Annotated in this window: 14 protein-coding genes; 3 read left to right on the forward strand and 11 right to left on the reverse strand. The window is 70.4% G+C overall.

Going from position 1 to position 12,915, the window contains the following annotated elements:
* Positions 1–165 precede the first annotated feature (165 nt).
* From ACFV20_RS12945 to clpS, 7 genes are all read right to left on the reverse strand, one after another.
* Entirely contained in the window at positions 166–1,116 is a 951-nt protein-coding gene (locus ACFV20_RS12945) for a PLP-dependent cysteine synthase family protein (protein WP_385655646.1), read from the reverse strand.
* A 6-nt stretch (positions 1,117–1,122) separates the two neighbouring features.
* The gene (locus ACFV20_RS12950; RefSeq protein ID WP_030837819.1) at positions 1,123–1,401 is read right to left on the reverse strand and encodes a MoaD/ThiS family protein; all 279 of its coding nucleotides are present in this window, start codon (positions 1,399–1,401) and stop codon (positions 1,123–1,125) included.
* Positions 1,402–1,516: 115 nt separating this feature from the next.
* Positions 1,517–1,612 (reverse strand): putative leader peptide, encoded by a 96-nt coding sequence (locus ACFV20_RS12955; protein WP_311688247.1) that lies wholly within the window; start codon positions 1,610–1,612, stop codon positions 1,517–1,519.
* A gap of 120 nt (positions 1,613–1,732) precedes the next feature.
* A complete protein-coding gene (locus ACFV20_RS12960) occupies positions 1,733–2,155 on the reverse strand; it encodes a Mov34/MPN/PAD-1 family protein (RefSeq protein ID WP_031140077.1) in 423 nt (140 codons plus the stop codon).
* A gap of 132 nt (positions 2,156–2,287) precedes the next feature.
* Positions 2,288–3,712, reverse strand: a complete 1,425-nt coding sequence (locus ACFV20_RS12965) for an amino acid permease (RefSeq protein ID WP_385655648.1) — start codon at positions 3,710–3,712, stop codon at positions 2,288–2,290.
* 365 nt (positions 3,713–4,077) lie between these two features.
* On the reverse strand, positions 4,078–4,686 hold the full coding sequence (locus tag ACFV20_RS12970) for a DUF2017 domain-containing protein (protein WP_385655650.1): 609 nt from the start codon (positions 4,684–4,686) through the stop codon (positions 4,078–4,080).
* A gap of 32 nt (positions 4,687–4,718) precedes the next feature.
* Positions 4,719–5,036 (reverse strand): ATP-dependent Clp protease adapter ClpS, encoded by a 318-nt coding sequence (gene clpS / locus ACFV20_RS12975; RefSeq protein ID WP_086844182.1) that lies wholly within the window; start codon positions 5,034–5,036, stop codon positions 4,719–4,721.
* Between the two features lie 107 nt (positions 5,037–5,143).
* Between clpS and ACFV20_RS12980 the strand changes: the two genes are divergently transcribed.
* Together ACFV20_RS12980 and ACFV20_RS12985 are read left to right on the forward strand one after the other, a co-directional pair.
* Complete coding sequence (locus ACFV20_RS12980; RefSeq protein ID WP_385655652.1) at positions 5,144–6,538, forward strand: nicotinate phosphoribosyltransferase; 1,395 nt, start codon at positions 5,144–5,146, stop codon at positions 6,536–6,538.
* A gap of 124 nt (positions 6,539–6,662) precedes the next feature.
* A complete protein-coding gene (locus ACFV20_RS12985; protein WP_385655654.1) occupies positions 6,663–7,253 on the forward strand; it encodes a nicotinamidase in 591 nt (196 codons plus the stop codon).
* A gap of 27 nt (positions 7,254–7,280) precedes the next feature.
* On the opposite strand, the gene ACFV20_RS12990 is transcribed toward ACFV20_RS12985, so the two are convergent.
* The gene (locus ACFV20_RS12990; protein ID WP_385655656.1) at positions 7,281–7,625 is read right to left on the reverse strand and encodes a hypothetical protein; all 345 of its coding nucleotides are present in this window, start codon (positions 7,623–7,625) and stop codon (positions 7,281–7,283) included.
* Between the two features lie 122 nt (positions 7,626–7,747).
* On the reverse strand, positions 7,748–10,096 hold the full coding sequence (locus ACFV20_RS12995) for an immune inhibitor A domain-containing protein (protein ID WP_385655657.1): 2,349 nt from the start codon (positions 10,094–10,096) through the stop codon (positions 7,748–7,750).
* 436 nt (positions 10,097–10,532) lie between these two features.
* Here ACFV20_RS12995 and ACFV20_RS13000 point away from each other — a divergent pair, with 436 nt between their 5' ends.
* On the forward strand, positions 10,533–10,799 hold the full coding sequence (locus ACFV20_RS13000; protein ID WP_385655730.1) for a hypothetical protein: 267 nt from the start codon (positions 10,533–10,535) through the stop codon (positions 10,797–10,799).
* A gap of 32 nt (positions 10,800–10,831) precedes the next feature.
* Here the strand turns inward: ACFV20_RS13000 and ACFV20_RS13005 are convergent, their stop codons facing one another.
* Positions 10,832–11,629 (reverse strand): RDD family protein, encoded by a 798-nt coding sequence (locus ACFV20_RS13005; protein WP_385655658.1) that lies wholly within the window; start codon positions 11,627–11,629, stop codon positions 10,832–10,834.
* Between the two features lie 61 nt (positions 11,630–11,690).
* Positions 11,691–12,915 (reverse strand): RDD family protein (locus tag ACFV20_RS13010; RefSeq protein ID WP_385655659.1); only part of this gene is annotated, 1,225 nt, incomplete at its 5' end.

A 12,915-nucleotide genomic window follows, 5' to 3' on the forward strand; every position in this document is an offset into this window, starting at 1 on the left:
GCTCCGCGCGAAGGACCGAAGTCCTGCGCCCTGGCCAAGGACTGAGGCCGTGACTCCGCACGAGGGACCGACGGACCGACGTCGTGACTGCGCCCCCTGGAGAGCGCCCGAAGGGCCGGAGTCGTCGTGACTCCGGCCCTTCGTCGTGTCGCCGTCCGGCGTCGGCTACGCCCAGAGCTGGCCCTGGAGCGTGTCGATGGCCTCCTCCGTCGTGGCGGCCGTGTAGACGCCGGTCGAGAGGTACTTCCAGCCGCCGTCGGCGACGACGAAGACGATGTCGGCGGACTCCCCCGCCTTGACGGCCTTCTTGCCCACGCCGATCGCGGCGTGCAGCGCGGCGCCCGTGGAGACGCCGGCGAAGATGCCCTCCTGCTGGAGCAGCTCGCGGGTGCGGGTGACGGCGTCCGCGGAGCCGACGGAGAAGCGGCTGGTGAGGACGGAGGCGTCGTACAGCTCGGGGACGAAGCCCTCGTCGAGGTTGCGCAGGCCGTAGACCAGGTCGTCGTAGCGCGGTTCGGCGGCGATGATCTGGACGTCCGGCTTGTGCTCGCGCAGGAAGCGGCCGACGCCCATGAGGGTGCCGGTGGTGCCGAGGCCGGCCACGAAGTGCGTGACGGACGGCAGGTCCGCGAGGATCTCGGGGCCGGTCGTGGCGTAGTGGGCGCCCGCGTTGTCGGGGTTGCCGTACTGGTAGAGCATCACCCAGTCGGGGTGCTCGGCCGAGAGCTCCTTGGCGACGCGCACGGCGGTGTTGGAGCCGCCCGCCGCCGGGGAGGAGATGATCTCCGCGCCCCACATGCCCAGCAGGTCCCGGCGTTCCTGCGAGGTGTTCTCGGGCATCACGCACACGATGCGGTAGCCCTTGAGCTTCGCCGCCATCGCCAGGGAGATGCCGGTGTTGCCCGACGTCGGCTCGAGGATGGTGCAGCCCGGGGTGAGGCGGCCGTCCTTCTCCGCCTGCTCGATCATGTGCAGGGCCGGACGGTCCTTGACCGATCCCGTGGGGTTGCGGTCCTCCAGCTTCGCCCAGATGCGGACGTCGGCGGACGGCGACAGCCGCGGCAGGCGCACCAGGGGGGTGTTGCCGACCGCGGCCAGGGGGGAGTCGTAGCGCATCGGTGATCAGACCATGCCGCCGGCCACTGCCGGCAGGATCGTGACGTTGTCGCCGTCGGACAGCTTGGTGTTGATGCCGTCGAGGAAGCGGACGTCCTCGTCGTTCAGGTAGACGTTGACGAAGCGGCGCAGGCTGTCGCCGTCGACGATGCGGGCCTGGATGCCGGCGTGCCGGGTCTCGAGGTCGGTGAAGAGCTCGGCGAGGGTGTCCCCCTTGCCCTCCACCGCCTTCTGACCGTCGGTGTAGGTGCGGAGGATGGTCGGGATGCGGACCTCGATGGCCATGGCTTCAGGGCTCCTGTCGGGAGTAGTCGGTCGGGGCGCGCGGCAGCGCAGGAACAGCGGGTGGTGCGTGAGTGCGGCGCCGCGGCTCACGGCCGTACGGCGGCAGGGACCGGCGTCAACAGATGGCGCTGGCGAGCCTGCACAGGTCGACGTGCAGCCGCGCCACGAGCAGATCGCCCGGCGTCTTTTCGCTCACGTCGTGGAAAACCATGGGCTCATCGTATCGATTCCCGGTCCGGGTCCTGGAATGTGATCCCACATGGCGGACGTTTTCGGGCCGGGGAGTGAGACCGTCCTGTTCAGACACCCTCAGCGGGCCGTTCAGACGCCTTCAGTAGGCCTCGACGACCTGGACTTCCTCCTCCGTGACCTCGCCCTCGACGATCCGGAAGGAGCGGAACTGGAACTCGCCGGCCCCGTCGGTGTCGGCGGTGGAGACCAGGACGTAGTGGGCGCCGGGCTCGTTGGCGTAGGAGATGTCGGTGCGCGAGGGGTAGGCCTCGGTGGCGGTGTGGGAGTGGTAGATGACCACCGGCTCCTCGTCGCGGTCGTCCATCTCCCGGTAGAGCTTGAGCAGGTCCCCGGAGTCGAACTCGTAGAACGTGGGTGACATGGCCGCGTTCAGCATGGGGATGAAGCGCTCGGGGCGGTCCGAGCCGGCCGGTCCGGCGACGACGCCGCACGCCTCGTCGGGGTGGTCCTTGCGCGCGTGGGCGACGATCTGGTCGACGAGGGCCTGGGTGATGGTCAGCATGCTCGCCAGGATAAGCAGAAGGGCCGTTCCGTACCGAGGGTTGGTACGGAACGGCCCATATGCCGGACGCCCTGAGCGGCGGCCGCAGGGAGTGCCACGAGTACTCCCTGCGGCGGGCGTCCCGCGGGTTGGTCAGCCGACCTGCTCGAACTGCGGGTCGCGGCGCTCGGTGAGCTGCGGGTTGCGGCGCTTGAGGACCGCCCAGCCGATACCGAGGGCGACGGCCCAGCCGGCGGCGACGTACAGGCAGACCCGGGCGTCCTTGTCGTAGGCGATCATGCCGGTCACGCCGATGAGGAAGACGAGCGCGACCCAGCTGAAGAGCGCTCCGCCGGGGGCGGGGAAGGACGAGGCGCGCAGCCGGCCCGCGTCGACCGCGGCGCGGTAGCGGATGTGGCTGACGAGGATCATCATCCAGGTCCAGATGCCGGCCGCGGTGGCGACGGAGGTGACGTAGAGGAACGCCTTCTCCGGGACGACGTAGTTCAGGACGACGCCGATGCCCATGAGCGCCACGGAGACGGTGATGCCGACGGCGGGCGTCTTGCGGGCGTTGAGCTTGCCGAACGCCTGCGGGGCCTCGCTGTTGGCGGCCAGGTCGCGCAGCATGCGGCCGGTGGAGTACATGCCGGAGTTGCAGGACGACAGGGCCGCGGTGAGCACGACGAAGTTGACGATGCCCGCGGCGAGCGGGATGCCGATCTTGCCGAAGGCGTGCACGAAGGGGCTCTCGCCGGCGGTGAACTCGGTCCACTTGACGACGGAGAGGATCACCAGCAGGGCGCCGACGTAGAAGACGATGATGCGCCAGGGCAGGGTGTTGATGGCTTTGGGCAGGGTCTTCTCGGGGTTCTCGGACTCGCCCGCGGTGACGCCGACGAGCTCGACGGCGAGGTAGGCGAACATGACGCCCTGGAGGGTCATCAGGCTGGAGCCGATGCCGTTGGGGAAGAAGCCGTCGTGCGCCCAGAGGTTGGAGACGGTGGCGGTGTCACCGGCGTCGGAGAAGCCGAGGGTGAGCACGCCGAGACCGATGACGATCATGCCGATGATGGCCGTGACCTTGATCATCGAGAACCAGAACTCGACCTCGCCGAAGATCTTGACGGAGATCAGGTTGACGCCGAAGAGCACCACCAGGAAGACCAGGGCGCTGACCCACTGCGGGATCTCGGGGAACCAGAAGTGGATGTAGATCGCGGCGGCCGTGAGTTCGGCCATGCCGGTGACCACCCACATGAGCCAGTACGTCCAGCCCGTGACGAACCCGAAGAACGGGCCGAGGAACTCGCGCGCGTACTCGGCGAAGGAGCCGGAGACCGGACGGTAGAGCAGCAGCTCGCCCAGGGCTCGCATGATGAAGAAGATGATCACGCCCGCGAGGGCGTACATGAGGATGATGCTGGGCCCGGCCTTGGCGATGTTCGCCCCGGCGCCCATGAAGAGGCCGACGCCGATGGCGCCGCCGATCGCGATCATCTGTACCTGACGGCTGCCGAGTCCGCGCTCGTAGCCCTCTTCAGGTGCTTTCTCCGTGTCGACCTGCGCAGAGGTCATGTGTGGTGCGCCTTTCTCCATGCCGACCCGGGCCTCTCGTCGGCCTCGGATCGGGTTTCGATCCCCCCGGAATGATGGAGCTGAGCGGGCTCGCGAGCCCGCTCGTGCCTGGCCGGCGGTCGCCGGCTCGGTGGCGCACCCGGCCGAACATTCGGGTGGTGTTCTGCCGGGCGGTCGTGAAGATTTATCACGCCCGCAACACTGATCACGCGGGCGCGATGTGGCGCACGACACAGGGAAAAGCAGACAAAACGCACCCGAAGCGGCCATAGAAGGCGGGCGCGGTGATGCGATCGTTACCCGGATTTGAGTGTCCTCTGAGCGAACACCATTCGGTCACCCGCCGGGCACAGAACCTGCACCGATCAGGGCATAAGGGTTCCGACCAGGGTTTCCTGGAGTCCACCCAGCCACAGGTAGGCCATCACCATCGGCTTGCGCGGGTCGTCGTCCGGAAGGCGGTAGAGGAGGTCGGTGTCCTCGTCGTCGGTGATCTCCAGCCGGGAGCCGATCGCGAGCCGCAGGTCGTTCAGGGCCCCGAGCCACTGCTGGGACTCCTCGGGCGACAGCTTCAGCACCGCGCCGCCCTCACCGGCCGAGGCCGAGGAGAGGGCGTCCAGCGAGCGGATCACCGCGAGGGCGCTGTCGCGCTTGCCGGCCCGCAGGTCGTTCTCGGTGTAGCGGCGGAACTCCGCGGAGAGCTCCCGCTGCTCCTCGGCGTCCCGCGGCGAGGCGGGCTGCCCGGGGTCGCTGTAGGCGTCCGGGAAGAGCCGCCTGAGCACCGGATCGGCGGGCGGCTCGCTCGGCCCCTCGGCGAACAGCTCGGCGAGCGGGTCGTCGGGTGCGTCCTCGGCGGGGCCTGGGCCGATGAGCTCCAGGAGCTGCACGGCCAGCGACCGGATGATGGAGATCTCGACGTCGTCGAGGGCGACGGCCGCGCCGCCGCCGGGGAGCGGTTCGAAGGTTCCGGGCATGAACGCCTTTTCGCTGCTGGGCGGGATGCTGGCTACTTGCGGTCCTGCTGGAGGGTGGCCCACAGGCCGTAGCCGTGCATGGCCTGCACGTCGCGCTCCATCTCCTCGCGGCTGCCGCTGGAGACGACCGCCCGGCCCTTGTGGTGGACGTCGAGCATGAGCTTGGTGGCCTTGTCCTTGGAGTAGCCGAAGTACGTCTGGAAGACGTACGTCACGTAGCTCATGAGGTTGACCGGGTCGTTGTGGACGATCGTGACCCACGGGAGGTCCGGCTCGGGTACGGCGAAGACCTCCTCCGCCGACTCGGTGCGTTCGATCTCCAGGGGCGCGGGTGACGTCACACAGCCCATGCTGCCACCCGAGGGGGGTAGTCGCACAAACGGGCCTGGCCGCAAGGGGATCGCGGGTACGCGAGCCGCAATCGTCAGATTGACGAAATGGGGGTACGCTCATCATCATGAACACAGCGGACCTTGGGCTGCCGGATGAAGGGCGCGAAGCGCATCCGCAGAAGGGCGGTGGTGGGCGACGGGTGGGTGTTCCCTCGACGGCGCTCTTCACGGACCAGTACGAGCTGACGATGCTGCGGGCCGCCCTGGAGGCGGGCACGGCCGAGCGGCGGAGCGTGTTCGAGGTCTTCACCCGGCGGCTGCCGAACGGGCGCCGCTACGGCGTCGTGGGCGGCACCGGACGGGTGCTGGACGCGGTGGAGAACTTCCGCTTCGACCCGGACGTGCTGGCCTTCCTGCGCGAGCGGGAGATCGTCGACGAGGCGACCCTGGAGTGGCTGGCCGGCTACCGGTTCAGCGGCGACATCTGGGGCTACCCCGAGGGCGAGGTGTATTTCCCGGGCTCGCCGATCATGCGGGTCGAGGGCACCTTCGCCGAGTGCGTCCTGCTGGAGACGGTGATCCTGTCGATCCTCAACCACGACTCGGCGATCGCCGCGGCCGCCTCGCGCATGTCGGCCGCCGCGGGTGAGCGGCCGCTGATCGAGATGGGCGCCCGGCGCACCCACGAACTGGCGGCGGTGGCGGCCTCCCGGGCCGCCTACGTCGGTGGTTTCGCGACCACCTCCGACCTGGCGGCCGGCTTCCGCTACGACATCCCCACCGTCGGCACCTCCGCGCACGCCTTCACCCTGCTGCACGACAGCGAGCGGGACGCCTTCCAGGCCCAGGTGGACACGCTGGGCCGCGGCACCACGCTGCTGGTGGACACCTACGACGTCGCCGAGGCGGTCCGCACGGCCGTCGAGGTCGCCGGGACCGAGCTGGGCGCGGTGCGGATCGACTCCGGCGACCTGCTGCTGGTCGCCCACCGGGTGCGGCAGCAGCTGGACGAGCTGGGCGCGACCGACACGAAGATCGTCGTCACCTCCGACCTGGACGAGTACGCGATCGCCTCCCTCGCGGCGGCGCCGGTGGACGCCTACGGCGTCGGCACCCAGCTGGTGACCGGCTCCGGCCATCCCACGTCCTCGATGGTCTACAAGCTGGTCGCGCGGGCGGAGTCCACCGACCCGAAGGCACCACTGGTGGCCGTGGCGAAGAAGTCCACCGGCGGCAAGACCTCCGTCGGCGGACGCAAGTGGGCGGCGCGGCGGCTGGACTCCCACGGGGTCGCCGAGGCCGAGGTGATCGGCACCGGACCGGTGCCGGGCGACCTCGCGGACCGCCAGCTCCTGGTCGAGCTGGTCAAGGGGGGCGAGGTGGTGGCGCGCGAGCCCCTGGACGCGGCGCGCGAGCGGCACACGAGGGCGCGCGCGGCGCTGCCGATGTCGGCCACCCAGCTCTCACGCGGGGAGCCCGTCCTGCCCACGGAGTACCTGCACGACAGCTCGGGTAGCTAGGTGGGGTGTGCCGTGACGCGCCGAGCCGCGACCCCTCCCGCCCGCTCCCCGTTCTCCCTAGGCTCGGTGGTTCACCGGCCGGGCTTGCCGACCTCACCGACCTCATAGCCGAAGGACACCGACCATGCGCCGCGCCTTGATCGTCGTCGATGTGCAGAACGACTTCTGCGAGGGGGGCAGCCTCGCGGTGTCCGGCGGTGCCGACGTGGCCGCCGCCGTCACGGAACTGATCGGGCAGGCCGCCGGGTCCGGCTACCAGCACGTCGTGGCCACCCGCGACCACCACATCGCCCCCGGCGGCCACTTCTCCACCAACCCGGACTACGCCCGCTCCTGGCCCGCGCACTGCGTCGCCGGCACGGAGGGCGTCGGCTTCCACCCCAATTTCGCCCCCGCGGTCGCCTCCGGCTCGATCGACGCCGTGTTCGACAAGGGGGCGTACTCGGCGGCGTACAGCGGATTCGAGGGCACCGACGAGAACGGCACGCCCCTGGCCGACTGGCTGCGCTCCCGTGACGTCACCGAGGTCGACGTGGTCGGCATCGCCACGGACCACTGCGTACGGGCCACGGCCCTGGACGCCGCCCGCGAGGGCTTCCGTACGCACGTCCTGCTGGACCTGACGGCCGGAGTGGCCCAGGAGAGCACCGAGCGGGCCCTGGAGGAGCTGCGCGGGGCGGGTGTGGAGCTGTCGGGCAAGCCGGTCGTGCAGTAGCCGAGCGGCTCCCGGCGGGTACCGGGGTCAGGTCTGGGCCGTCGGGCGCCGCAGCAGGGCCCTGATCGGGCGCCACAGCTCCTGGACCAGCTCCGGGCCGGCCGCGACACCGTTGTCAGGGGCGGTGCGCCATATGAGGCCGTCGGGGTGGTGCAGGACCGCGGTGATCTCGTCGGGGGTCGGCGGGGCCGCGTTGCCGCGCAGGTAGACCGACCGCAGACCGAGATTGCGGAGCCTGGTCAGGGCCCGGGCCCGGTTCACGGAGTGGACGAGGACACGGACGGCGCCGGGGCCGTCGGCGGCGGGGCTGGGCAGGTTCAGTGCCACCACCACCATGCCGTTCGGCAACTTGCAGAAGCCTCCTGCGGCCATGCGCTCATCCCCCCGTGTCGGTCGGTGTCAATAAGAGAGCCACAGGACGCACCTAAACACGGATCGGCGGTGACCCGCCAGTGGGTCACCGCCGAACACGTTCTGACCTGCAAGGATGCGGATTACCTACCCGCTGCGCCGACCTCCAGCTCGATCGTCGAGCCGTCCTTGGCTTCCTTGAGGATCTTGATCTTCGTGTTGGTGTCAGTGATCTTGACACCCGCGGTCGGGTTCGACTCGTCGTAGTAGTCGTTCTTCCGGTCGTTGAAGACCGAGACGCCCTTCGAGCCCGGGATGTACTTCGCCACGTCCGCCTTGTGCAGCGTCATGCCGTCGGTGCGGTAGAGGCTGAACGGCGAGTCGTAGGCCTGGACGCGGTTGCGCATCAGCGTGCCGTCGGCCCACTTCAGCGCGTCCGGGTGGGAGTCGATCGGCAGGACCAGACCGGTGCCCTGGTGCTGGCTGGTGTTGTTGTCCGCCTGGGAGGTGTCCCACTTCCAGATCAGCAGGCCGTTCTGGTACGCGTAGTGCTCCACCCAGTCCGGGCGCGCCGTGAAGCCGAAGTTGTACGGGCCTGTCTTCAGCGTCTTGTCGTACGACACGTACTGCCGGTTCTCGGCGATGTAGTACTGCGCGTAGTCCTTGGTGAAGGACGCGCCGATGCGGGAGAAGCCGGTGGCCTTCCACGCGGCGTCCGCGCTCTCGGCGTTGTCGGAGAAGACCGGCGTGCCGTCGGCGGTCACCGTGATCGAGTCGGCCGCGAAGCCCTTCTGGGCCACGCCGCCGTCGGTCTGGTAGCGGAAGCGCAGGTCGATCTTCTTGCCGGCGTAGGCGTCGAGCGGGAAGGCGAGCTTCTTGTAGCCGTCGACCGTGCCGGTCAGGACCGGCTTGTCGCTGCCGTCGCGCGGGATCGGCTGGCCGTCCACCGTGCCGTCGAGAGCGGTCCAGTTGGCGCCGCCGTCGGTCGAGACCTCGGTGTAGAGGTAGTCGTAGTTGGCCTCGATGTCGTACCAGCCGTCGAGGGTCAGCTGCGCCTTGGACTTGCCGGTGAGGTCGACCGAACGCGTCAGGGTGTTCTTGAGGTTGTCGCCGCTGCCGCTCCACCACTGGGTCTTGCCCTCGGCGGGGGCGACGATCTCGGTGGTGACCGCCTTCTTGGGCAGGTCGACGACCAGGGCCTGCTTGTGCTTGGTGTTGTACTCGGCCACGCCCAGCTTGTGCCAGGAGTTGACGCCGGCCTTGGCCTTGTCGTAGTTCAGCCAGCCGAGCTGCAGCTTGTCCCAGGCGGTCATGTCGCCGGGCAGGTTGCCGATCTCGTTCTTGCCGGTGCCGAGCCAGGAACCGGACGACATCAGCGTCCAGAAGCCGGTGGAGTTCTCGCCGCCCGAGGTGTCGTAGTGGTCCGGCAGACCGAGGTCGTGGCCGTACTCGTGGGCGTAGACGCCGAGTCCGCCGTTCTCCGGCTGGACGGTGTAGTCGCCGACCCAGATGCCGGTGTCGCCGATCTTCGCGCCACCGAGCTTGTTGTTCGCGGGGCCGGTGGCGCCGGCGTCGGTGCCGAAGGCGTACCAGCGGTGCGCCCAGATCGCGTCGGTGCCCTGGGCGCCGCCGCCCGCGGACTCGTCCTCGCCCGCGTGCACGATCTGGAAGTGGTCGATGTAGCCGTCGGGCTCGTTGAAGTCGCCGTCACCGTCGAAGTCGTAACGGTCCCACTCGTCGAACCGGGCGACGTCCGCCTTGATCTGGGCGTCGGTGCGGCCCGCGGCCTTCTGCTGCGCGACCCAGGCGTTCAGACCGTCGCTGACGACGTTCCACACGCTGGGGCAGTTGGTGTCACCGCAGGCGTTGTTGCCGTAACGGGCCTCGTTGTAGGGGACCTTGACCCAGTCGGAGACCTCGCCGTCGACGGAGTAGCGGCCCGAGGACTGCTTCTCGTAGTAGGTCTTGACCGAGTCGACGCCCTTGCCGTGACCGAAGTACAGATCCTGGAAGTAGTCCTGGTCGTAGTCGGACCTCCACGCCGTGGAGTTGTCCTTCTTGCGGTCGGGCTTGGGTATCGCGTTGTGCAGCGGGCCCGCGGTGCCGCCGTAGCGGCTGTCGACCTTGTCCCCGAACTCGACCAGGATCGTGAAGATCTTGTCGGTCTTCTCGCGGCCGAGCTCGACGTACTTGTCGTCGCCCTTCTTGCCCTTGAGCTGGACGACCTTCGAACCCTCGCGGTTCTTGACCTTGCTCTTGCCCGATATGACCTGCTTCAAGGCCTCCTGGCGCTGAGCGTCCTGCGTCTTGCTCAGCGGGCCTTCGAGGTCGTGCTCGTCGTGGTGACGATCCGCCGGGTCGTGCCGGTCCACGGTGGTGGACCGGGGGGCCGAGGCGTCGTCGGCCACCGCGTACGTCGAGGCGGTGGCGGTGGCCGCCGCGAGCGCCACGCTTATGGCGGCCGCTCTGAACGTCCAGGGTCTACTGGTCACTTGAGATCCTCCCCCGCGTTCGGGCGCGCGGCAGGCAGGGTCCCGGTCGTGGAATCCGCGCGCACGTGATCAACGCGTGTAGTCAAGTGACGACATTTGACTAGAGGTTTAGAAGAAAAGACAGACCTTGACTTGGACAGGTCAAGTGCACTATGCGGAGGCAACGTTCGTTTTACGGACAACCAAACGGTTGTCCCACGGCCCTCCCCACGGGCCTCCCCGGACCTGCCCACCGGCCGTGCGGGCGCGTGCACCTGTCCACTGGATGGACATCATGACTCCGTGCGCCCCCCGTGCACCGCCCTTGTTGGTTAGGTCACGCTTACCGCCGGTTCCGGTCGGGCACCCTGCCCGAGAGAATGTCGTTCGGCAGACGCCCGGAAGCCGGCGGAATGCCAGGCCGACACCCCCGTGGACCCCCACTTTCGAGGACATGATGGCCATGCCCCGTCCGACTGCCGCACAGCTCGCCTACGGCTCGTGCACCGTGATCCTCTCGACCTTCGCCATGCTGCTGCTGTCCCGGACGAGTTCGGGTCCGGGGATCGCGGTCATCGCCCTCGCGGCGCTCGCCCTGGGACTGCTGGTCGCCATGACGGTCCCCCTGCCCGGGAAGCGCCCGGCCGCGGTGGAGCAGCCCGCGCCCGCCGAGCCCCACCGTGCCTCGGTACCGGAGCCGGTGCGGGAACGGGCGGCCTCCTGACCGCCCGCTGACCGTTCCTCACCGCTTCTCGCTCACCCCCTGCTTTCTCTGGTGCTGACCACGACCGTCTTGGCCGCCTTGTCGTGCAGGCCCTGCTTGTAGGGCCGGTCGAAGTAACTCCAGCCGCCGCAGACGGCGATCCAGAAGCAGAAGCAGCAGAAGGCGAACGGGATCCACAGCACCGCGGCCCGCAGCAGCGCGCTCTGCACGGAGGGCGTCGCGCCGTTGTCCAGGTTGGCCACGCGCATGCGCAGCAGCTGCTTGCCGAGGGTCTGGCCGTTCCTCGCGGTCATGGCGGTGTCGTAGGCGATGTAGAGGACCGCGGCGACCGTCGCCTGCCAGAGCGACTTGCCGACCTCGACGCTGTTGCTGTCCACGTCGTACTCGTCGATGTTGAGGGCCCACGTGAGCAGCCAGACGACGGCACCCACGAGGATCATGTCGATGATGCGCGCGAGCGTGCGCAGGACGCTGTCGGCGAGCGGGGGCATGCCGGCGAGGGGGTCGGCGGCGTAGGGGCCACCGCCGTACGGATCACCGCCGTAGGGGCCGCCCCCCGGGGGAACGCCACCGCCCGGCGGACCCCCCGGGGGAACTCCACCGCCCGGGGGGCCGTCACCGCCCGGGGGAACTCCACCGCCCGTGGGACCGTCACCGCCTGGGGCGCCGCCGCCGAAGCCGCCGCCCGGGCCGCCGCCCCCGTACGGCGGGGGTTCGCTGCCGTGGGGTGCTCCCGCGCCCTCGGCCGGAGGCCCGTTCGGGGGGCGCTTCCTGAACGGGTCGTCTTCCGGCGGTTCCTGACCGGGACCGGGGGGCGGTTCACTGCTCATGGCCCGAGTCGACCGCGAACCCCCGGGCTTCGCATCCGGCGGACGGCTGTCCGAGGGAGCCTCAGCCCGCCACGAACGTGTGCGCCGCCTTGTCGTGCCAGCACTGGCGCCAGGGCCGGTCGAAGAGGCACCAGGCAACCCCGACGATCCCGACGACGAGGAGCCCGGGCACGCAACAGACCAGCCAGCGGCGCAGGGCCGCGCCGAACTCCGGGGAGTCGTGCGCCTCGATGTCCCGCACATCGAGGCCCATCAGCTTCTTGCCGAGCGTGCGGCCCCACTTGGCGGTCGGCAGCACCTCGTACAGGACACCGGCGACCAGCAGGACGGCCAGGATGATGCCGAGGTAGACGGAGGTGGTGCCGTCGAGCAGCCAGACCGTGACGGTCTCGCCGGAGAGTCTGGCCGCGTCGATCTTCTCGTTGACGTGGTCGATCGCCGCGCTTCCGAGCGGTACGGCGGCCGTGGCGGTGAGGGCCGCGAGGACGACGGTGTCCAGCAGCCGGGCGGCCAGGCGCTTGCCGAGTCCGGCGGGGCGGGCCTCCGCCTGGCGCCGGGCGGCCGCCTGGAACACGTCCTCGACCGGCGGTTTCCAGGGCGCGACGGGCTGTTCGTCCCCGCCGCCGGCTCCGGCCAGCCGGTGGACCTGCTGCGCCCAGGAGGACTGGCCGCCGCCGGGGCCCGGGCTGAGCGGGGCGCCGGACGGGGAGGCCGCGGCGGCGGGCTGGGCGGCGCCGGGTCCGCCGGACTGCGGAGGGACGACGGGGGCCGCCTGGGGCCCGGACAGCGCGGTCGGGGCGACCCCGGCGGCCGGTGCGCCGGCCCCTGCCTGTGCGGCGGAGACCCGGGCGGCGGCCGCCTTGCCGGCGCCGAAACCGGGCCCCGCGGAACCGTTCCCGGAGCCGGTCGGCCCGGCCTGCGGGCCGAACGCGGGTCCCGACGGGCTCGCGCCGGAGCCCGCCGCACCGGACGGCCCGCCGAAGGCGGACGCCCCGCCGCCCGAACCGGCCGGCCCGAAGCCACCACCGGGCACCCCGCCCTGCGCGCCGACGCCGGACGCCGCCGAACCGGCCCCCGGCCCGCCCGCACCCGCCGGACCGAAACCCGGGCTGGGAGAACCGCCCCCCGCACCACCGGCACCACCCTGCGCGCCGACGCCGGACGCCGCCGAACCGGCCCCCGGCCCGCCCGCACCCGCCGGACCGAAATGCGGCCCCGGAGCGCTGCCGCCGGGTCCGGACCCGGCGGCGCCCTGGTCGCCCCCTCCCGGTCCCCCCGCCTGACTC

Origin of the sequence: Streptomyces sp. NPDC059696 (assembly GCF_042733745.1) — a bacterium.
Taxonomy (GTDB): domain Bacteria; phylum Actinomycetota; class Actinomycetes; order Streptomycetales; family Streptomycetaceae; genus Streptomyces.